Source organism: Actinosynnema pretiosum, assembly GCF_024171695.1.
Taxonomy (GTDB): domain Bacteria; phylum Actinomycetota; class Actinomycetes; order Mycobacteriales; family Pseudonocardiaceae; genus Actinosynnema; species Actinosynnema pretiosum.
Genome location: NZ_JAMTCF010000005.1, coordinates 383,351 through 404,300, shown reverse-complemented (window position 1 = coordinate 404,300; position 20,950 = coordinate 383,351). Strand labels below are relative to the sequence as shown.

Annotated in this window: 17 protein-coding genes; 7 read left to right on the top strand and 10 right to left on the bottom strand. The window is 74.8% G+C overall.

Features of this window, described 5'->3' with window-relative positions:
- Positions 1–164: 164 nt before the first annotated feature.
- From LV78_RS12850 to LV78_RS12840, 3 genes are read right to left on the bottom strand one after another with little or no spacing between them, the layout of a single operon-like run.
- On the bottom strand, positions 165–1,010 hold the full coding sequence (locus LV78_RS12850) for an NYN domain-containing protein (protein ID WP_253845369.1): 846 nt from the start codon (positions 1,008–1,010) through the stop codon (positions 165–167).
- 31 nt (positions 1,011–1,041) lie between these two features.
- Positions 1,042–1,527 (bottom strand): hypothetical protein, encoded by a 486-nt coding sequence (locus tag LV78_RS12845; RefSeq protein WP_253845368.1) that lies wholly within the window; start codon positions 1,525–1,527, stop codon positions 1,042–1,044.
- A gap of 17 nt (positions 1,528–1,544) precedes the next feature.
- Positions 1,545–2,273, bottom strand: a complete 729-nt coding sequence (locus LV78_RS12840) for a class I SAM-dependent methyltransferase (RefSeq protein ID WP_253845366.1) — start codon at positions 2,271–2,273, stop codon at positions 1,545–1,547.
- A 277-nt stretch (positions 2,274–2,550) separates the two neighbouring features.
- Between LV78_RS12840 and LV78_RS12835 the strand changes: the two genes are divergently transcribed.
- From LV78_RS12835 to LV78_RS12810, 6 genes are all read left to right on the top strand, one after another.
- On the top strand, positions 2,551–3,957 hold the full coding sequence (locus LV78_RS12835; protein WP_253845365.1) for a hypothetical protein: 1,407 nt from the start codon (positions 2,551–2,553) through the stop codon (positions 3,955–3,957).
- Between the two features lie 82 nt (positions 3,958–4,039).
- Complete coding sequence (locus LV78_RS12830; protein ID WP_253845363.1) at positions 4,040–4,849, top strand: YwqG family protein; 810 nt, start codon at positions 4,040–4,042, stop codon at positions 4,847–4,849.
- Positions 4,850–4,995: 146 nt separating this feature from the next.
- Positions 4,996–8,364: a DEAD/DEAH box helicase gene (locus tag LV78_RS12825; RefSeq protein ID WP_253845362.1), complete on the top strand. Its 3,369-nt coding sequence runs from the start codon at positions 4,996–4,998 to the stop codon at positions 8,362–8,364.
- A gap of 48 nt (positions 8,365–8,412) precedes the next feature.
- The gene (locus LV78_RS12820; RefSeq protein WP_253845360.1) at positions 8,413–9,231 is read left to right on the top strand and encodes a sulfurtransferase; all 819 of its coding nucleotides are present in this window, start codon (positions 8,413–8,415) and stop codon (positions 9,229–9,231) included.
- A complete protein-coding gene (locus LV78_RS12815; RefSeq protein WP_253845358.1) occupies positions 9,228–10,571 on the top strand; it encodes an FAD-binding oxidoreductase in 1,344 nt (447 codons plus the stop codon). The genes LV78_RS12820 and LV78_RS12815 overlap by 4 nt, the downstream gene beginning before the upstream one ends.
- Positions 10,572–10,600: 29 nt before the next feature.
- Complete coding sequence (locus LV78_RS12810; RefSeq protein WP_253845356.1) at positions 10,601–11,335, top strand: alpha/beta hydrolase; 735 nt, start codon at positions 10,601–10,603, stop codon at positions 11,333–11,335.
- A 149-nt stretch (positions 11,336–11,484) separates the two neighbouring features.
- Here LV78_RS12810 and LV78_RS12805 read toward each other — a convergent pair whose 3' ends face one another.
- From LV78_RS12805 to wecB, 4 genes are read right to left on the bottom strand one after another with little or no spacing between them, the layout of a single operon-like run.
- Complete coding sequence (locus LV78_RS12805; protein ID WP_253845354.1) at positions 11,485–12,687, bottom strand: acyltransferase family protein; 1,203 nt, start codon at positions 12,685–12,687, stop codon at positions 11,485–11,487.
- Complete coding sequence (locus LV78_RS12800) at positions 12,684–13,904, bottom strand: FG-GAP repeat domain-containing protein (RefSeq protein ID WP_253845352.1); 1,221 nt, start codon at positions 13,902–13,904, stop codon at positions 12,684–12,686. The genes LV78_RS12805 and LV78_RS12800 overlap by 4 nt, the downstream gene beginning before the upstream one ends.
- Positions 13,901–14,614, bottom strand: a complete 714-nt coding sequence (locus tag LV78_RS12795) for a hypothetical protein (RefSeq protein WP_253845351.1) — start codon at positions 14,612–14,614, stop codon at positions 13,901–13,903. The genes LV78_RS12800 and LV78_RS12795 overlap by 4 nt, the downstream gene beginning before the upstream one ends.
- The gene (gene wecB, locus LV78_RS12790) at positions 14,611–15,780 is read right to left on the bottom strand and encodes a non-hydrolyzing UDP-N-acetylglucosamine 2-epimerase (RefSeq protein ID WP_301306390.1); all 1,170 of its coding nucleotides are present in this window, start codon (positions 15,778–15,780) and stop codon (positions 14,611–14,613) included. The genes LV78_RS12795 and wecB overlap by 4 nt, the downstream gene beginning before the upstream one ends.
- Positions 15,781–16,029: 249 nt before the next feature.
- On the opposite strand from wecB, the gene LV78_RS12785 reads away from it, so the two are divergent.
- On the top strand, positions 16,030–16,926 hold the full coding sequence (locus tag LV78_RS12785; protein WP_253845347.1) for a helix-turn-helix transcriptional regulator: 897 nt from the start codon (positions 16,030–16,032) through the stop codon (positions 16,924–16,926).
- A 274-nt stretch (positions 16,927–17,200) separates the two neighbouring features.
- Here LV78_RS12785 and LV78_RS12780 read toward each other — a convergent pair whose 3' ends face one another.
- From LV78_RS12780 to LV78_RS12770, 3 genes are all read right to left on the bottom strand, one after another.
- Positions 17,201–17,896, bottom strand: a complete 696-nt coding sequence (locus tag LV78_RS12780; protein ID WP_253845346.1) for a hypothetical protein — start codon at positions 17,894–17,896, stop codon at positions 17,201–17,203.
- Positions 17,893–19,557: an FAD-binding oxidoreductase gene (locus LV78_RS12775; RefSeq protein ID WP_253845344.1), complete on the bottom strand. Its 1,665-nt coding sequence runs from the start codon at positions 19,555–19,557 to the stop codon at positions 17,893–17,895. Before LV78_RS12775 ends, LV78_RS12780 begins: the two co-directional genes overlap by 4 nt.
- Before the next feature lie 162 nt (positions 19,558–19,719).
- Positions 19,720–20,910 (bottom strand): MFS transporter, encoded by a 1,191-nt coding sequence (locus LV78_RS12770; protein WP_253845343.1) that lies wholly within the window; start codon positions 20,908–20,910, stop codon positions 19,720–19,722.
- Positions 20,911–20,950: the final 40 nt, after the last annotated feature.

The window sequence follows — 20,950 nt, the reverse complement described above, 5'->3', positions numbered from 1 at the left end:
CCCTGGTCGGGTGAACGTTCGGCGGACCGCCGGTCGGCGGCGCGACGGTCGGCGGCGCGACGGTCGGCGGCGCGGCGGGGTCCGGGGTGGACTCGCGGTCATCCGAACCGGTGATCACCGTCCCGAAGTGGTTTCCCGTGCCCACCCGGCACCCCTCTCCGGCCTCAGGCCAGCTCGATCGCCTGCGCGCGCGGGTACTTGCGCCCCGGCCCCGGCGCGGGCGAACCGGTGAACGACACCTGCGTGCCCACCGGCAGCATCGGGGCGCCGCCGGGCAGGTCGTCGCGCGAGGCGTACCAGGAGCCGCCTCGGGTGTCGGTGATGAAGCCGTGCGGTTGGTCGTCGCGCCAGCCGGTGATCCGCCCGTAGCGACGGCCGCGTGGCGCCCCGCCCGACGGGGCGACCGTCCCGGACTTCCGGGTGAACGGCGAGCGCAGCGGGTAGTCGCCCTGGTCGGCGGGGGCGAACAGGGCGTCGAAGCCGGGGGTGTCGGTGGCGTTGGCGCGCAGCGGCGCGGCGGTGCGCGGGCCGTTCTCCGGCCACTTCTCCGGCGCGCGCCGGGGGTCCGCGACGGGCACGAGCACCCGGACGCCGCGCTTGACCAGGCGGGCGGCGAGCGGGGTGAAGTCGGCGTCGCCGGTGACCAGGACGACCCAGTGCAGCCCGGCGGTGACGGCGCGGTCCCAGGTCTCCAGGGCGAAGTGGACGTCGACGCCCTTCTCCTTGCCGCCGTGCAGCGGAAGGTCGTGCCGGGTGATGCCAGCGAGGGCGAGCGCCTCGTCGAACCCGGTGGCGGGCGTCTCGATGCGGCCTCGCACGTAGTGGGCCTCGCGGATCACGCAGTCGTCGAGGGGGACGCCCTCGGCGAGGTGGACGTGCCAGCGCAGCGCGTCGTGGAAGCCGTCGAGGGAGACGCGGGCGCGGCGGGGGTGGGTGGTGGCGTAGAAGTCGCTGAGGTAGGCGAACCACGTCCCGTCGTAGAACACCCCGATGCGCACGCTCTGACCCACGGCGCGATTTTATCCGACCGGTCGACTGGAATCAGCGGGGTGAGGGCGGGCCGTCGCAGTGGTCGCGGGCCGCGACGAGCACCGACTGGAAGTACCAGCCCTGGGGGTCGTCCTCGGCGCTGGACGACCTGAAGGGCCGCCAGAGCGCGACCACCTCGTCCTCGGTGCGGAAGGACACCCTTTCGCCGTCCTCGTTCTCCCACCCCTCCGCCTGCTCCACCAGACGGGCGATGACCTCGTCAGCGGACAGCTCGAACAGGGAGATGTCCCGGTACCACAGGCGAACCTCCACCTCGGGCCGGTAGAACTCGATCACCTGGAGCCGCCCCCGGCGGTCCGCTCCCAGCAAGACGCTCAGCCCCGAGGCGTAGTGCGCGACCCCCGGCTGACGGCGGACGCCGGGTCTCGGCGGCTGGTACCCCTCGAGCGAACGCGCGGTGGCGAGGGCCTCCTCGAAAGCCATGCCGATGCGGAAGGGCCCGAGCTCCGCCCCCGCCACGCCGATCCGGATGTCCACGCCCGCATTCTCCGCACCTACATCCCGTCGACCGCCCACACCCCGATCGACTTGTCCTCGAACGAGTACTCGACCTCACGCCCGTCCTCGACGGTCCGGTACCGCTCCGTGCACCCCTCGTTGATCACCCGCACCGGTTCGGGCAGGTCGAACGGCGCGGCGGCGAGGTTCAGCGGGCGCCAGCCGCCGGTGGTGATGTCCGGGCCGTTGGTCCGGCCGGGGAAGGTGGTGGCGGCGAAGTAGCGGGCGCCGCTGCGCTTGACGTTGGCGATGGCCGCGCGCACGTCCGCGTCGCGCAGGTGGACCAGGCAGTCGCGGGTGAAGACCAGGTCGACGCGGGGCAGCTCGTCGTCGACCAGGTCCAGCACCAGGAACTCGCGGCCGGGCGCGGCGTGCAGCTCGCGGTTGCGCTCGACGGCGGCGGGCACGATGTCCGCGCCGACGTACCGGTCGACGCCGAGGGGGGTGCGGGACATCCAGAACAGGTCGCCGCAGGGCAGGTCCAGGAAGCTGCGCACGCCGAGCTCCGCGACCAGCCGGGGCAGCTCGGCGCGCAGCACGGCGGTCTGCACGAGGTCGGAGCCGGGCCCGGACAGCGAGGTCTCCACCTGCCCGCGCTCGGGGCGCCAGGTCTCGTCGGCGTAGATGCGGGCGAAGAGGTCCGAGGCGCCCTCGGCCTCGGCCTGCACGGCGCCGAGGCGGGGGAACATGCGGTGGACGAGGTCGGGGTCGGTGTGGTCGGGCACGGTTCCTCCGGGGCGACGGGCGTCGGGCGACTGGCGGCGGCTGCCACCAGTGTTCGCCCGAACCACCCCTACCGGGCAAGGGCGGGACGGGCGCACCGCGCGGGAACCCGCAGGGGCGGGCCGGGCTGGTGAACGGCCCGATCGAGTGGTCGTGGCCCGTGACCTGGGCGGTGGTCGGCCCGAGTGGTGGGCGACACGCCCGGTCGGCCGATTGTGAAGGTTATTCACTTCTTTTAGCTTCGACCGCGCCAACCCGATCACCAGGGGGAACACCACCATGACCGCGCTCAGAGCGCGCACCTCGGCGCGCGCTTTTCCGCTCACCGCAGCGGTTCTCCTCGCACTCGGCGCCGTGGCCGCGCCCGCCTCGGCGGCGCAGGCCGTCGAGCTGTCGCTGGACGTCGCCATCCCGGCGGGCCCGCACCTGGTCGGCCAGGGCGTCCCGGTCCGGTTGACCATCACCAACACCGGCGGCACGACCGCCTCCGACCTGTGGATCAGCGCCTCCACGGTCAGGGGTTCGCGCTTCTCCTTGAACACCGGCCCCCTGGGCGAGTACGGCGGCTACTCCGCGGGCAGGGGGACCCTCACCCCTGGTCAGCAGGTGGTCAAGAGCACCACCGGCGAGGTCCGGGAGTGGAGCGGCGCGGCGCCCGAGGTCGAGTTCACGCTCGTGCGGGGCGGTTCCGGCCACCTCGCGACCAACCGGTCGATCGCGGTGCGCGACCCCGGCACGGGCTCCGGCGAGATCTCCGGCGCGCTCTTCGCCGATCGCGACGGCGACGGCGAGTTCGACGCGGGCGAGGGGTTCCCCGGTGTGGAGATGACCGCGAGCGCGTACGGGGACACCAGGACGACCACCACCGACGCCGACGGCGGCTACCGGTTCACCGGGCTCCCGCTGCGCGTGTACGCCCTGTCCCCGCAGTGGGACCTGCCCGACGGCTGGATCGTCCACCGGTTCCAGCGCGAGGTCCCGGTCGACGGGAGCGGTTCCGGCGCGGGGCAGCTGATCGCCGCCGTGCGCCCCGTCAGCGAGCGGCTCGACGCGACGATGGCGTTCACCGGGGGAGGCTACGCGGCCGGTGACCGGGCGCAGGTCGAGATCACCCTCACCAACACCGGTGACACCGACCTGACCGGCGTCAACGCCGTGTGCGACCGCAGCGGCGGCGAGGGGCCGCAGCTGTTCGACGTCGACCTGGGCGCGCTCGCCTGGAGCGGTCCTGGCGTCACCGCGCCTGCGGGCGCCCCGGTCTCCTTCACGATCAGCGGGAGCGTGCCCCGGGACGCGCCCGAGCACGGCGCGGTCGGCTACAGCTGCGACTTCGGCGGCGCGGGCACCGAGCGGGGGCGTGCCAAGGCGGGGGCGATGGGGAGCGCGCCCGGACCGGCCGCGCTGGACAAGGGGATGCAGCTGTTCCACGACCGGAACTCGAACTGGACCGCCGACGACGACGAGCTCGTGGTGGGGGTGCGGGTCGAGCTGGTGAACCGGTTCGACCCCCGGATCACGGCGAGCGCGGTCACCGACGCGAGCGGCCGGGTCCTGTTCTCCGGCCTCCCCGCCGGTCCTTACGCGGTGCGGTTGGGCGCGGGGTGGCGGCACTCCGGCGGCGGCACCTGGGTGGGCACCTGCCGCAACTGCGGTTACGAGGAGGCCGTCCCGGTCCTGCCCGCGTAGCACCGCGATCGCCCGCCCCTCCCCGCTGCGGGGTGGGGCGGGTGATCGTCCGGCGCCGCAGCGGTCCTGGCAGTCTTGCCCCGTGACCCGCACGACGCCCCCTCGGCCGCTGGACGTGGAGCGCGTCTTCCCCGAGGTGGCCCCGTTCCGCCGCGACGCGATCCGGCTGCACCCGCGCGCGGGCTCCCCCACCGCCCTGGACAGCTCGGTCGGCGGTCCGCTGCTGTGGCCTGCCGACGAGCCGTGGCCGACGTGCCCGGCGCACGACGACGCGCTCGTGCCGGTGCTCCAGGTCTTCCGGGCGGACGTGCTGGGAGCGCTGGACTTCCCGCCCGGCGCCGACCTGCTGCAACTGCTCTGGTGCCAGTCCGACGACCACCGCGACGGCTGGGTGCTGCCCCTGGTGCTCTGGCGCGACGCGAGCGCCGTCCGCACCCCGCTGGACGCGCCACCTCAGCCGAGGTCGGTGCAGCGCGACCTGATCCCGCGCCCGTGCGCGGTGCACCCGGAGCTGGTGGTGGAGTACCCGAGCGCGGAGCTGCCCGACACCGCGCGGGACGACGAGCGGGTCGACCGGGTCGCGGCGGAGACCGGCTGGGACTACGACGCGGACCTGTCGGTGGCGCCGGGCACGAAGCTGCTCGGCTACCCGTTCTGGAGCCAGGAACCGGACTGGCCGGTGTGCGCGGGCTGCGCGCGGCCGATGCGGGCGCTGGTGACGGTGGCGTCCTACGAGGGCGACCCCGAGTCGCGCTCGTGGACGCCGCTGGAGGACTTCGGCGTCGACTTCGCCCACCCCGGCCTGGAGATCGGCGACCTGGGCGCGGTGCACGTGTTCGAGTGCCCGACCTGCCCCGGCCGCCCGAACGCCCACCGGCAGGACTGCGGCTGACCGGCGCCGAGCGCACCCCGCCGAAGCCGCCCCGCCGAACCGCCCCGCTGAGCGCACCCCGCCGAACCAGCCTCGCCGAACCGCCCCCGCCGCGCCCGCGACCTCCGCTAGCATCCGCCACTCCTCGACAGCTGATCGGAGACCGGGTGGGGCGGCGAGACGACGCGGAGCGGGCCGAGGTGGTGCGGTTCTGGCGGACCGTGGAGATGTTCAGCCCGCAGGGCGTGGAACGGGTCGATCCCGCGAACGACGTGCTCCCGGCCCGGCCGGGCGCGCTGCTGCCGTGGGAGCCGGGGCACCGGTTGGCGGAGCGGCGGCTGCGCCGGGGGCAGGTCTGGCAGCACACCGTCTACCTGGGGATCTACTCCCTGGAGTCAGTGTTCGAGCGGCTCGCCTCGGTGTTCGAGCCGGACCGGGAGAGCCTGGACGAGCGGCCCGGCGGTGAGAGCGCTCTCGCGGCGTTCGTCGTCGGCGCGGACGGGCGCGTGGTCGAGGGCGGCCAGGTGCTGTCCAGCTGCGCGTGGGCGGTCGGCCGGGCGGTGCGGGACGGGCGGAGCAGGCAGGACTGGGTCTCCGGGTTCGACGACGCCTCGGCCGGGTTCGCGAGCGACCTGGCCGAGCTGGTCGCGATCCCGCATGACGGGAACGGTCCCGTTCCGCTGCCGCGCGTGCTGGACCACGACCTCCTCACCGAGTGCCTCGACCTGGCGGTGGGCGCGACGGGGTCGGACGGCGTGCTGGACGCGGTCGAGATCCGGATCAGGAGCGTCGCGGTCTCGCCCAGGTCCGCCGCGAACAGCGAGTTCCTCAACAGCTTCATCATGGCCGACCTCGACCACGTCGCCGCGCGGGTCGCCGAGGGCGACCTCGGCGAGGCGCTGCGCTCCTACCTCAGCCCCGCCGACCGGATCACCCCGCAGCACCGGGTCGACGTCCGCGAGCGGCCCCTGGAAGCGCTGGCGGGCACCGCGCCGGAGCTGGTGCCCTCCGGGCGGTGGCCGAGCGCTCCGGAGCACCCGCTGGCGCTGAACCAGCAGCTCGCGGTGAGCACGGCGCTGGAGCTGGAGGCGGGCGTGCTCGGGGTGAACGGGCCGCCGGGCACCGGGAAGACCACGATGCTGCGCGACCTGGTCGCCGCGCTGGTGGTCCGGCGCGCCGAGGCCCTCGCCGGGCTGCGCAGCCCGGACCGGGCCTTCACCGGGACACACAGGTGGAAGACCGGGGCTTACTCCAGGGTGGTGCGGCAGCTGCGGCCCGAGCTGACCGGTTTCGAGGTGGTGCTGGCCTCGTCCAACAACGGGGCGGTGCAGAACGTCACCGACGAGATCCCCGGCGCGGACGCGATCGACGAGTCGTGGCACGCGCGGGCCGAGGCGGTCGACTACTTCCCCGGCATCGCCACCGCGCTGCTGGCCGACGACGAGGGCGAGCGGGAGCACGAGGCGCCGAAGGGCTGGGCGCTGGTCGCGGGTCGCCTCGGCAACAAGAAGAACCGGGGCAGGTTCGTCGACAGGTTCTGGTACCACCAGCCCGAGGAGGGCGAGGAGAACCCGTGGCACGGGCTGCTCCCGGTGCTCAAGGGCTACGCCCAGGAGCCCCCGGAGCGGACCTGGGCGGAGGAGGTCGCGGCCTTCCGGCGGGTGGCGGACCGGGTGGCCGACCTGCGCGCCGCCAGGACGTCGGCGCACCGCGCCTGGGCGGACCTGGCCCCGGCGCGGGCGGCTGCGGAGCTGGCCGAGGAGCAGCTCGCCGAGGCCGAGCGGCGATCGGCGCGAGCGCGCGAACTGCTCACCCGCGCCCGCGCCGACGAGGGGGAGCAGCGCGGGCGCGCGGCGGACATCGCGCTGGCGCACGGCAGGGAAGTCGCCCGGTTGGCCGCGGAGCAGCGGGCGGACCTGGAGCGCGAGCTGCTCGCCGCCACCGAGCGGCACAGCGCGGCCCTGCTGCGGTTCGAGCAGCACCAGCGGGCCCGTCCGGGGATCTGGCAGCGGGTGAGGACCCTGGGCGGGGCGGGGCAGGAGTGGCAGCGCTGGGCGGGGGTCTCCGCCGCCGAGGTCGAGGACGCCTGGCGACGGCTGGAGGTGCTGCGGCGCTCGCCCCGGCCGGTCGCCACCGCTCCCCCGCCGTACCCGCCGCTGGAGTCGGCCGTCCGCGCGCTGGCCTCGGCCGAGCACGAGGCGGCCGACGCCGAGCGCGCCGTCGCGCGCCTGCGCGAAGCCCTGACCGCGCAGCGGAACCGGGTCGCCGTGCGCGCCCGGCAGGTCGCGGACGCGGCGGGGGCGCTGGGCGCGCACTACCCGGACGAGCGCTGGGCCGAGGCGGGTGAGGAGGCGCGCGCCCGGCGGGAGCGGGTCGCGCTGTGGACGGACGCCGAGTGGAACGCGGCGCGCAGCGCGCTGTTCCTGGCGGCGCTGGCGCTGCACAAGGCCTTCCTCCGGCACGCCGCCGACGACGTGCGCAAGAGCCTGCAAGCCACGATGGACCTGGTCGGCGGGGAGGCTCCCCGCGACGTCGAGCCCGAGGCCGCGCTCGCCGCGTGGCAGCACCTGTTCCTGGTCGTTCCGGTCGTGTCGACCACGTTCGCCTCGTACGCCCGGCTGTTCGGCGTCCTTGGCCGGGAGGCGCTGGGCTGGCTGCTGGTGGACGAGGCGGGCCAGGCGACCCCGCAGAACGCCGTGGGCGCGCTGTGGCGCAGCAGGCGCGCGGTGGTCGTCGGCGACCCGCTGCAGCTGGAACCGGTGAGCACGCTGCCCTTCCGGACCGAGCAGGCCATCCGCAACGAGCTCGGCGTCGACCCGCAGTGGTCGGTCACCGGCGGCTCGGTGCAGCGGCTGGCCGACCGGTTGACCCGGCTGGGCACCTCGCTGCCCGGTGACGACGGCCCGACGTGGGTGGGCGTCCCGCTGACCGTGCACCGGCGCTGCGACCAGCCGATGTTCGGGATCGTCAACGAGATCGCCTACGGCGGGCTGATGATCGACGGCACCAGCCGGGCGGCCCGCTCGGCCTTCGACGCGGCCAACGGCTACCTGCCCGCGTCGAAGTGGATCGACGTGGCGGGCGGGGAGGCGCAGAACCACTGGGTGGCGGAGGAGGGCCGCCAGGTGGACAAAATCCTCGCCGCCCTGGCGCGGAACGGGTTCCCGATGTCCGAGGTGCTGGTGGTCAGCCCGTTCCGGGACGTGGCGCGGAAGCTGCGGGAGCGGGCGCGGCGCCACCCCGGTCTGGTCGCGGGCACCGTGCACACCTCGCAGGGCAAGCAGGCGGACGTCGTGGTGGTCGTGCTGGGCACCGGCGCCGGGCAGCACGGGGCGCGCCGGTGGGCGGCCGGGAGGCCGAACCTGCTGAACGTCGCGGTGAGCCGGGCGAAGCGGCGGCTCTACGTCATCGGCGACCACGCGGCCTGGTCGAGGCAGCGGCACTTCGACGTGCTGGCCGCCCGCCTGCCCCGCGCGGAGCCCACCGGCTCCCCCGGCGCGGTGGAACCGGGCGGACTTTCCCATCGGTACCCATAAGAATTTCCGTGCGGTGCTCGATGCCTTGGCGCGCTTAGCATCCGGGGCGTGACAGTCACCATCTCCGCGACCGAGCTGCACGAGCGGTTCTCCGGGTTCCGGGTGCTCGACGTCCGGTGGGCGCTCGGGGCGCCGGACGGGCGGCCCGCCTACCTCGCCGGGCACCTGCCCGGCGCCGTCCACGTCGACCTCGAAGCGCACCTGGCCGCTCCGCGCGCGGCCGGGGACGGGCGGCACCCGCTGCCCGGTCCGGGCGCGCTGCAGGAAGCCTTGCGCGGGTGGGGGATCACGGGCGGCGAACCGGTCGTCGTGTACGACGACTCCGGCAACCTCGCCGCCGCCCGCGCGTGGTGGGTGCTGCGCGACGCCGGGGTGGACGTGCGGCTGCTCGACGGGGGGCTCGGGGCCTGGGTCGCCGCCGGGTTCCCGGTGGAGGGCGGGGACGTCGTGCCCGCGCCTGGGGACGTGGTGGTCTCCGAAAACCGGTTGGCGCGGATCGGCGCGGACGAGGCCGCCACCTGGCCCGCGCGCGGGGTGCTGCTGGACGCGCGCGCCGGTGAGCGGTACCGGGGTGAGGTCGAGCCGGTCGATCCTCGGGCGGGGCACGTCCCCGGCGCGGTGAGCGCGCCCACCGGGGAGAACCTCGCTGCGGACGGGACTTTCCTTCCCGCCGAGGAGTTGGCGCGGCGGTTCGCGGGGCTCGGTGTGGCGCCGGGGACGCCGGTCGCGGTGTACTGCGGGTCGGGCATCACCGCCGCGCACACCGTTGCGGCGCTTGCGATCGCGGGGATCGACGCCGCGCTGTACCCCGGCTCGTGGTCCCAGTGGTCGTCCGACCCGGACCGGCCGATCGAGGTCGGGCCGTGAGCCTGGGCGAGCTGACCGGCTCGTTGACCGCCTGGTCGACCGACCCGGCCGAGTTGGCGCGGGTGTCGGTGGACCGGTCCGGGAGCGCTCCGGACGGGGCGCCCCGGCTGGTCGTCTTCGCCACCTCCGTCGCCGAGGTCCAGCGGACCGTCGCGCACGCCGCCGCGCACCGAATCCCGGTCGTGCCCAGGGGCGCGGGGTCCGGGGTCGCGGGTGGCGCGCTCGCGGGCGACGGGAGCATCGTGCTCGACCTGTCCCGGTTGGACCGGATCACCGAGCTGCGGGCCGACGAGGCGCTGGCCGTCGTGGAACCCGGTGTCGTCACGGCGGATCTGGACGCCGCCGCCTCGGCGCACGGGCTGCGGTACGCGCCCGACCCGGCCAGCGCGGCGTTCTCCACCATCGGCGGCAACATCGCCACCAACGCGGGCGGGTTGCGGTGCGTCAAGTACGGGGTGACGCGCGACGCCGTGCTCGGGCTCGACGTGGTGCTCGGCGACGGGTCGCTGGTCAGCACCGGGCGGCGCACGGTCAAGGGGGTCACCGGGTACGACCTGACCGGGCTGCTCGTCGGGTCCGAGGGCACGCTCGGGGTGGTGGTCGGCGCGACCGTGCGGCTCTCGCCGCTGCCGGTGCGCACGGCCACCGCCAGCGCGTTCTTCGCCACCGCCGAGGACGCCGTGGAAGCGGTGACCGCGTTGCAGCGCGAGGGAATCCGGCCGTCCACCGCCGAGCTGCTGGACGGCCCGACGCTGCGCGCCATCGACGAGGCGCTGGGCGGCGACCTGCACCGCCGGGGCGAGGTGTTCCTGCTGCTCCAGACCGACGGGTTCGGCGCGGAGCAGGAGATGGACGCCGCCGCGCGGGTGATCCGGCCGCTCGCCACCGCGCTGGAGAGCACCGCCGACCCCGAGGTCGCCGCCGCCCTGGTGGCGACGCGGCGGGCCGCGCTGCCCGCGATCGAGCGGCACGGGCCGGTGCTCATCGAGGACATCGCCGTGCCCAGGAGCCGCATCGCGGAGACGATCGGCGCCATCGGGGGGATCGCCGAGGCGACCGGGGTGCGGATCTTCGTGTTCGCGCACGTCGGGGACGGCAACCTGCACCCCATCGTGCTGGCGGGCAGCGCGCCGCGCGAGCGGGTGGACCGCGCGGTCGCGGCGATCTTCGAGCAGGCGCTGGCGGTGGGCGGCACGCTCACCGGCGAGCACGGCGTCGGCGCGCTGAAGCGGCCGTGGTTGGCGGCGGAGCTGGGCGAGCCGGTGCTGGAGCTGCACCGCCGGGTCAAAGCGGTGTTCGACCCGGCGGGGATCTTGAACCCCGGCAAGGCCATCGGCTGATGGCGCCACACGACCTGCGGAGGCCGAGCATGACCACCTCGTACGACAACCCCGCCCACCTGGGCCCGCGCGGCACCGTCGTGGTGCTGCCGGGTCGGGGGGAGAGCGCCGCCGTGTACGAGCGGCTCGGGCTGCGCCTGGCCTCGGACGCCTACCGCGTGCGGATCACCTCCGACCCGGCGCTCGACCCGGCCGGGGTGGCGGCGGAGGTAAAGTCGCTGCTGGCCGACGAGGCGGACGCGCCGAGGCCGCACGTGCTGCTCGGCTCGGACACCGGCGCGCTGTTCGCGGCGGTGCTGCTGGCCGAGGGCGCGGTGGCGGCGGACGGCGCGGTGCTGGCCGGGCTGCCGACCGGGCGGGCGGGCGCCGCGCCCGCCGACTGGGAGGCCGAGCTGGACGCCCGCACCACCTGCCCGGCGCACCGGGCCCGGATCTCCGACGAGTCGGCGGTGCGGCGCGGCCTGCTGGGCGCCGAGCCGCCCGCCGACTGGGTCGAGCGCGCCGCGCCGGAGGACGTCGTGGCGCCGGTGCTGGGCCTGCGCGGCGCGGACGACCCGCTGACCGCGCCGGACGCCTCGCGCGCCTGGTTCTCCCGCCTGCCGGACGGCGAGCTGGTCGGCATCGCGGGGACCGCGCACGACGCCCTGAACAACCAGACCCACCGCACGGCCGCCGCGCTGGTGGTGCGCTTCCTGGAGCGGCTGCGCCTCGGCGCGGACCTGCCGGAGGCGGAGGTGGTCGAGGTGGCCCGCCCGGCCAGGTAGTGCGGCGGGAGCGCGGCGGGAGCGCGCGAAGCCTTGGCAGCGCAGGACCTCGGCAGCGCACAGCCCCGGCGGCTCCGGACCGCCGGGGCTCGCGGCCCGGAGGCCGCACCGCCGACCGGGTGGGGCAGGGCCCTGCCCCACCCGGTCGCTCACACCGCGCTGGGAACCGGGTTCACCCGCGCGGGCCTGCGGGCGCGCGGTCTGGCCCACCTGCGCATCACCGGGCGCTCCACGAGCGCGAACAGCGCCCAGCCGACCAGGAGCGCGCCCGCGAACAGCGCCAGCACCACGCCGATCGCGGCCACCGGGCCGAACGGACCCGGTGGCAGCAGGGTCCGGCCGTAGAAGACCACCACGCCCTGGCACAGGTAGAAGCCGAACGAGACCTCCCCCAACCACACCGCGACCCGGCCGCGCAGACCGCTCGGCCGACCCGCGACGTCGGCGCCCGCCCAGGCCAGGATCACCAGCGACACCGGGACGATCGTCGCCACCGCGAAGCCGAACACGAACGGCAGCGCCAGCGCCGCCGCGTAGCCGACCGGCACCGACAGCGCGGCGACGAGCGGGCTGATCCTCGGGGCGACGCCCCGGATCACCGCCGTGGCCAGCAGCATCCCCAGCACGAACTCGAACAGCCTCGGCACGGGGAAGACGTAGCCGAACCAGAACTGCGCCGAGGAGATCGGCGTGATCGGCGACTTGGGCGCGTCGGGCACCAGGGTCAGGTTGACCACTTGGACGGCGATCATGCCCAGCACCGTCCCGCCCGCCCACAGCCACAGCCGGTCGTCCGCGATGCGCCGAACCGGTTTGACGATCAGCGGGAACAGCAGGTAGAACAGCAGTTCGCTGCACAGCGTCCACGCGGGCGGGTTCACGTTGACGTACACCGCCGGGTCGGGCGAGTACGAGTGCAGCAGCAGGAGGTTGGGCAGCCAGCCGGACAGCGGGGTCGTGGCGCCCGCGAACAGCAGCATCGCCGCCGCGAACACGACCACGTGGTTGGGGAAGATCTTCAGCACCCTGCGGCGCCAGAAGGCCCGCATCGGCTCGCCCTCGACCGACGACCAGGTGAGCACGAAACCGCTGAGCACGAAGAAGAACGACACCCCCAGGTAGCCCGCCTTGCTGAACAGCTGCTCCAGCCCGCGCGCCAGCGCCTCGTCCGCGAACGGGTTGATCGGGTCGTTGGGCGGGATCGGCGAGTCGAACAGGGTGGCGTGGAAGCAGAAGACCAGCAGCGCGGCCAGGAACCGCAGTCCGGTCAACGAGGGCAGCGCGGCCCTGCGCGCGGCGGGGTTCGGGGACGCGGTCGGGGCCGGAGTCGGGGTCGGGGTCGGGTTCGTCATGACGGCCTGGGGATCTCGTTGCGGTGCAGCACGATCTTCGCGTCCTCGGCGACGTAGTAGTTCTGCACGGAGTAGGCGATGGTGGCGAAGTCGATCCGCCCGTCGCCGTTGAAGTCGGCCGCGGCGATGCGGGCCACGGACTCGTCGGCCACCCGCCACTTCGTCCAGATGCCGCGCGCGGCGTCGATCGCCTTGTAGTACATGACCCCCTGCCACGGCCAGGGCCCGCGCAGCGCCACCAGGAACTCGTCGTCGCCGTCCCCGTCGAAGTCCGCGCACACGACCTGGTGGCCGGGGCCCTCGTCGTTCTCGTTGGGGTCGCCGAAGACGTCGAACAGGCGCCGCTGCCAGCCGCCGTCGCCGTCCTTGGTGTAGACGGCGACCGTGTTGCCGTGGAACGGTTCCAGCGCCGCCACGTACGCCATCGGATCGCCGCCGAGGCCGCCCGCGTCCAGGTCGCCGCTGCCCTTGAAGCCGGTGCGCCGGAACTGGGTCAGCTCGCCGGTCCCGACCAGCTCGGTGAGCCAGCAGCCGCGCTCGGGGTCGTAGCGCAGCCAGGTGCAGCCCTCGTCGGAGGCCAGCAGCAGCGAGTCCAGGTCGGAGCCGGGCACCAGGCCCTTCTTCTTCTCCGCGCCGTGGATCATCCGGAACGAGTGGTCGTCGATCACCGTCATCGGCCACTCGGCGGCGGTGCGCACGTCGTCGGGCTGGGTGAACATCACCAGCGGCAGCACGGCGTGCACGTCGGCGGTGGCGACGATCGGGACGCCGACGACCTCCAGCCGCTCGGTCTGGGTGAAGTGGCCCACGCGCAGCCGGTGCATCCCGGTGGCGCGGCCGATGTAGTGCCGCTCCCAGCGGGCGTCGGTCTTGTCGGCGGCGCCGGGGTTCTCGATCCAGTCGATCTTGCCGCCCTCGGGGTCGGGGTCGACGATCGTGCCGATGGGGCCGTACAGCTCGTGGCAGACCACGACGTCCGGCAGGCCGTTGCCGGTGATGTCGGCGAAGTCGCCGCCCACCGGCATCCGGAAGCCGTCGGCGGCGAGCTTGCGCGGCCAGCCCTCGCGCTGCTGGTACCAGTAGACCTCGCCGAGCCGCAGGCCGTGGCCGACCAGGTCGGGCGCGCCGTCCCCGTCGACGTCGGCGGCTTCGAGCCAGTAGCCGTCGCGCAGCTGCTCCGCGACGACCTCGGTGCTGAACCGGGGTGGGGTGATCATCCTCGTCCTCCTGTCCGGTGGTACTCGACGGCGAGCCAGGCGCAGTCGGTGTCGGCGCGGTACTGGTGCCAGGGGTAGTGGAAGCCGCCGTCGGACCTGGTGCGGCAGAACGGGACCGGCGGGGTGTGGCCGGGCGCCATGAGCTGCTCCTCGTGCAGGGAGGCGCGGTCGTCGGCGTGGAACTTCTGCATCCGGCCGAGGCCGTGCAGCTGGGTGTGGACCTCGATGAAGTCGTGCCGGTCGTGCAGCCCGCAGTCGGTGCCCGCCGGGGCGAACCACAGGTTCAGCCACACGTCGAACGCGCCCAGCCCGTCCGGCCGCTCCTGGCCGAGCAGCTCGCCCGCGTCGAGCTCGACCCGCCCGACCCGCGTGCGCGGCCCCCGGTGCAGGGCGACCTCGCGGGGGTGGGCGGGCAGCAGGTCGGCGAAGTGGCGCCAGCCGGGGGCCCCGGTGAGGCCGGTGACGTCGTCGGCGACGCGCAGCACGGCGACCAGCCCGGCCCGCTCGACGACGCCGTCGACCAGGGTGGTGGACGACAGCGGCGGCAGCGGCCGGGGCGGGTCGCCGCCGAGCAGGGCGGGGGTGGGGGCGAGGTTGAGCACGACCGCGCGGCCGGGCACGGGCAGCGGCTCGGGCGCGGCGGTGACGAGCGCCTCGGCGAACCCGTCGGCGAGCACGACCCGCGTCGCAGGCGCGGTGGGCGCGCTCACGCCGCCACCACCTCGGGCGCGGCGAGGTGGCCGGGCACGAAGGGCAGCACGGCCGGGCCGTCGCCGAAGTGGTGGGCCAGCGCGCCCACCACGCGGCCCGTGGCCAGGCCGTCGCCGTAGGGGTTGACCGCGCCCGCCATCCGCGCGTGCTCGACCGGGTCGTCGAGCAGCGCGGTGACGTGGTGGACGATCTTGTCGCGGGTGCGGCCGACCAGCTTGGCGGCCCCCGAGGCGATCGACTCCGGCCGCTCGGTGAGGTCGCGCAGCACCAGGGTCGGCTTGCCCAGCGCGGGGCCCTCCTCCTCGGCGCCGCTGCTGTCGGACAGGATCAGGTCGCTGCGCCACATCAGCCCGCAGAACTCCAGGTACGGCAGCGGGTCGACCACGGTGACGCCGGGGACGCCGCCGATGAGCGGCAGCAGGGCCTCGCGGACCACCGGGTTGCGGTGCAGGGGGACGACGATCCGCACGTCCGGGCGCCGGGCCAGCTCGCGCAGCGCCTGGCCGATCTGCGGCAGCATCCGCCAGGACTCGCGGCGGTGCGCGCTGGCCACGACGATCCGGCGCTGGTCGCGGCCGAGGTCGGCCAGCTCGGGGACGGTGCCCGCCGGGCGCTGCGACCCCGCCCAGCGCAGCGCGTCGACCACGGTGTTGCCGGTGACCACGACGCTGGACTCGCGCATCCCCTCGCGGATCAGGTTGGCGCTGTTGCCGGGGGTGGGGGCCAGGTGCAGGTCGGCGAGCTGGGCGACGAGCCTGCGGTTGGCCTCCTCGGGGAACGGGGAGCGCAGGTCCCCGCTGCGCAGGCCCGCCTCGACGTGCACGACGGGGATGCGGTTGTGGAACGCGGCGAGCGCGCCCGCCAGGGTGGTGGCGGTGTCGCCGTGCACCAGGACCGCCTCGACGCGGTGGCGCGCCAGGTGCTCGGAGAGGCCGTCGAGGGCGCGGTGGGTCACCTGGGACAGGGTCTGCGCGGGCGCCATGACGCCCAGGTCGACGTCCGGGCGGATGCCGAACGCCGCCAGGGTCTCGTCGAGCATCTGCCGGTGCTGGCCGGTGGACAGCACCACCGGCGCGAAGCGGGGGTCGGCGCGCAGGGCGTGGATCACGGGCGCGCACTTGATGACTTCGGGACGGGTACCGAGAACAACTGCTACGGAGCGCATCACGTCCCTTTCGACGTCAATTTCGCTTTTCCGGAGCGGCCGGGGGCCCGGAATTGCCGGCTCCCGATCGGATAACCGGATACTAGGCAGAGGTCCGCGCGGAGAGGAATGTATGTTCAACCAGACGGTCATCCGCAGTTGCACGCCCCGCGAATGCGCCGGCCGGGTTTACCGGCGGCGCCGCCCCCGGTCGAGGGTGGCACTGGCAGGGTCTGTCGCGGCGGGTGGGCCCGGAGGACAATCCGACGCATGGACACCGAGTTGGGCGACTTCTTGCGTTCGCGGCGGGCCAGGCTGCGCCCCGGCGAGCTGGGTGTCGCCTCCTACGGCAGCAGGCGGGTGCCGGGGCTGCGCCGGGAGGAGCTGGCGCAGCTCGCGGGGATCAGCGTCACCTACTACACGCGGTTGGAGCAGGGGCAGAGCCAGAACGTCTCGGAGGACGTGCTGGACGCGATCGCGCGGGCCCTGCGGCTGGACGACGACGAGTCCGCGCACCTGCGCGACCTGGCGAGGCCGAGCAGGCGCAGGCGGCAGGCGGCGCCGCGCGCGGAGTCCGCCCGACCGGGGACGGCGCAGCTGATCGCGGCGATGGAGGGGGTCGCGGCGGTGGCGATGGACCGCCGCAGCGACGTGCTGGCCTGGAACGCGCTGGGGCACCGGCTGCTGGCCGGGCACCTGCCGGAGGACAGCCCGGCGAGCCCGGCGACGCGGCCGAACCTGACCAGGATGCTGTTCCTGGACGAGCACACCCGCGCGCTGTACGCGCACTGGGACGACGAGGCGAAGCGGTCGGTGGCGTCGCTGCGGCTGGTCGCCGGGCGGCACCCGGACGACCGGCACCTGGCCGAGCTGATCGGCGAGCTGTGCGTGAAGAGCGACGGGTTCGCCGGGCTGTGGGCGCGGCACCCGGTGCTGAACTGCGCGTTCGGCGTGAAGTACTTCGCCCACCCTCGGGTGGGGCGGCTGGAGCTGCAGTTCGAGGTGGTGCAGCTGCCGGACGACTCGGCGCACCGGATCCTGATGTACAGCGCGGAGCCGGGGACCCCTGCGGAGGCCGCGCTGCGGCTGCTGGGGCGGCCGTCGGCGCAGGAGCGGGCGGACCTGTCGATCCCGGACGTGGTGGAGCGCTCGCACCGGGAGCGCTGAGGCTCCAGCGGCTCCCCCTCGGGCCCGGCGACGGCGCTGTCGGTCGGGCCCTCGTGGTCGTGCTCGGGCGCGGATCCGGCACGGGCGCGATCTCGCGCGGACGGGTCCGGCGCAGGCGCGGTCCGGAACAGGCGCGCTCCCGCGCGGGAGCGGCTCTCGCGCGGACGTGGTGCCCGCGCGGTCAGGCGGAACGCCAGCTCAAGCGGTGCCCCTGATCAGCCAGCGCCCCTGATCAGCAGGCGCGCCCGGTCAGGCGTGCGCCCGGTCCCCCGGCTCAGCCGCCCGACGCGCGCCGCGCGCGGTCGAGGCTGGCGGCGAGCGCGCTCCACCGCTGCGCGTACTCCGCGACCAGCCCCGCCACCAGCAGGGCGCAGTGCGGCGGCAGGGTCTCCGCGAGCCGCTGCCAGTCCGCGACGGCCGCGTGCGCGTCGAACAGCCGCAGCAGCTGCCTGCCGGTGCTGGCCCCGCGCAGGGACGGGTCGTTGCGCAGCACGGCGAGCGCCACGCGGGCGCTCGGCGGCGGCGCGGGCCGCACCGTCGGTGGCACCCGCCCGGTCCTGGCCCGCGCCGGGACGACCTCCTGGCCCCGCCGCAGCCGGTCGCGGACGTCGCGGGCCGTGCCGAGGGAGATCCCCGCGGCCGAGGCCACCGCGCGCAGCGTGGCCGCCGGGTAGCGGGCCAGGTAGCTGGCGGCGGCCTCGCGGCCGTCGGCGCAGCTCACCGGCCTGATCCTGCCGTCGCGGCCGATCCGCGCGGTCGCCGCCTCGCCAAGGCGCAGCCGGATCGCGGCGACGGTGCCCGCCGCGAGCCCGGTGGCCGCGGCGATGCCCCGGTCGGACGAGGCGGGCCGCTCCCTGAGCATCCGCTCGGCGGCGGCGACCCGGTCGGTGAACACCGGGGTGGCCGCGAGCGCGGCCACCGCCAGCCCGCCAGGTTGGACGTCCACCGCGTTCCCCCAGGTGGCGCTCATCGCAGCGGGATGGACATCGCGTGGCGGAAGTAGTCGGTCGGGTCGTAGCGCCGCTTGACCCGGCTCAACCTGGGCAGGTTGCCCTTGAAGTAGAGCTCGGACCAGTGCACCCCGGAGCGGTTCTGCGCGGGATCGGCCAGGTCGTTGTCGGGGTAGTTGACGTAGCAGCCGTCCGCCTGGCCGTCCGGGACGGGCACGCCGCCGGTGGCCTTGAAGAAGCCGGAGTAGAGGCTGCGCAGCCAGCCGAGGTGGAAGTCGTCGTCCTCGGGGCGCTCCCAGAACGTCTGGAAGCACATCTTGTAGGCGGAGGCGCGCTGGGCGTTGGCGGTGGCGTCCGGGGCGACCGCGTTGACCTGCCCGCCGGAGGAGAACAGCACGAGCATGGTGTCCGGGTTGGTGAAGTCCGGGCGGGTCATGTGGTCGTAGAGGGTGTCGACCTGGTCGGGGGTGAAGGCGGCGAGCATGTACGCCGACTTGTGCGCGCCGCGCGAGGTGGGGTTGGTGATGGTGGGGTTGTTGGTGCCGACCAGCCGGGCGGCCTGGAGCCAGGGCAGCTCGCGCGCCACGTCGTAGCCGGGCAGCGCGCCGATCTCGGCGATGGGGCGGCCCGCCGAGCGCGGGGTGACGCCGACGCCGTCGGTGATGGCGGCGAGGTAGTCGGCCAGGAGCTGGCGGGCGCCGGGCGCGGTGGCGTCGACCTGGGTGAACATGCCGAGCCCGCCGTGGGCCTTGGAGCTGACGTTGAACAGGCTGCTCAGGCGGGTGAACGGCGAGTCGGGGGCGGAGTTGGCCAGGTGCCAGGAGTCGAAGTTCGCGATGAGCCTGCCGAACGAGGCGCGGTCCAGCTCGTCCCAGGGGAACTCGACGGCGCTGACCAGGACCTTGGACGGCGGGTTGACGAGCTGGGCGGACGGGTCGCTGCCGCGCGCGCCGGGCGAGCGGAACCAGAAGCGGGTGATCAGCCCGAAGCTGCCGCCGCCGCCCCCGGTGTGGGCCCACCACAGGTCGCGGTGGGGGTCGTCGGGCTCGCGGGTGGCGATGACGCGGCGGACCTGGCCGCCGTGCCCGACCGTGACGACCTCGACGGCGTGGAGGTGGTCGACGGTGAGGCCGTGGGCCCTGGAGAGCAGGCCATAGCCGCCGCCGGAGACGTGGCCCGCGACGCCGACGTTGTAGCAGATGCCGCCGGGGATGGTGACGTTCCAGTTCTTGAACAGGGTCTCGTAGACGTTCGACAGGCGGGCGCCCGCCTCCACCACGAAGGCCCGGCGGGCGGGGTCGTAGTCGACCCGGTTCATCGGGGAGACGTCCAGGATGACCTCGACCTCGCGGTGGCAGACGAAGTCGGCGAAGCAGTGGCCGCCGCCGCGCAGGGAGACCCGCTTGCCCGCCGCGACCGCGTCGCGGACGGCGCGCTCGGCGTCCTCCGGCGAGGTGATCAGGCGGATGTGCTCGGGCGAGGCGGTGAAGCGCTGGTTGTTGCCGGTGCGCAGCTCGGGGTAGCGCGGGTCGCCGGGGCGGACGGTCGCGCCGGGGGCCCTGACGGGTTCGGCGGGCGCGGCGAGCGCGACGCCGGGGACGGCGGCCACCGCACCGACGCCGAGCGCGGCGGTGACCCCGGTTAAGACGGAACGGCGCGAGGTTCCGGACTCTTCGGACATGGAAATCCCCCATTCTCAACAGGACAACAGGGAGCGGAATGCGCAGAATTGGCATTCGGCCGTGAAGGTAGCGAACTTTCTCTCGGGTCGTCAAGAAACAAAGTTACCCGGTCGTGAAGAACAAAGAACATCCGCAGCGGCGGTGGTCGCCGAGCTGTTCGCTCAGGCGGATTGCCGAAGTTCGGGAACTTCGGCGCCGCTCACCCGAGCGGGTTTTCGAGAATCGAGCGCGCCGGACAGCGCGGCGACGCCGAGGCCCGCGAGGACCAGGAGGGCGCCCACCGCGTTGGGGGCGCGGTAGCCCAGCCCCGCGTCGATGGCCAGGCCGCTGAGCCAGGCGCCGAGGGCGTTGCCGAGGTTGAACGCGGCGATGTTCGCGGCCGACGCGAGCGAGGGCGCGCCCTCGGCCGCGCGCAGCACGCGGGTTTGCAGCGGCGGCACGGTGGCGAAGCCGACCACGCCGAGCAGCAGCACGGTCACCGCCGCCGGGACCTTCGCCGAGGCGGTGAGGGTGAACGCGGCCAGCACGAGCGCCAGCAGGCCGAGCACGGCGTAGGTGGTGGGCGCCAGCGCCCGGTCGGCGGCCCGGCCGCCCAGGAAGTTCCCCGCGCACAGGCCGACCCCGAACAGCACCAGCAGCCAGGCGACCGAACCGGGCGCGAAGCCCGCCAGCTCGGTCATCATCGGCGCGAGGTAGGTGAAGGAGGCGAAGACGCCGCCGAACCCGAGCGCGGTGGTGAGCAGTGCCAGCCACACGGCGGGGCGGGTGAACGCGGCCAGCTCGCCGCGCAGCCCGACCTCGGGCCGGGGTTGCCTCGGCACGAGCGCGGCGACGCCCAGCGCGCCGAGCACGCCGAGCGCGCCGACGACCCAGAACGTGGCGCGCCAGCCGTGCTCCTGGCCGATGAACGCGCCCAGCGGCACGCCCAGCACGTTGGCCAGGGTCAGGCCGGAGAACATCAGCGCGATGGCGCCCGCCTGCCGGTGCGGCGGGACCAGCGAGGCGGCGACCACGGAGCCGATGCCGAAGAACGCGCCGTGGCACAGCGCGGCGACGGCGCGGCCGACCATCAGCAGGGCGTAGTCGTCCGCGACCGCGCACAGGACGTTGCCCAGCACGAACACGCCCATCAGGCCCAGCAGGGCCGACTTGCGGGGCAGGTGGACGCCCAGCGCGGTCATCAGCGGGGCGCCGACGACGACGCTGAGCGCGTAGCCGGAGACCAGCAGCCCCGCCGAGGGGATGGACACCGCGAGGTCGGCGGCGACCTCGGGCAGCAGTCCGACGATGACGAACTCGGTGGTGCCGATGGCGAAGGCGCCGATGGCCAGCGCGATCAGTGCTGCGGACACGGAGGACCCCCAGTTGCCGTCCGAGTGGTGCCGTTGGGTG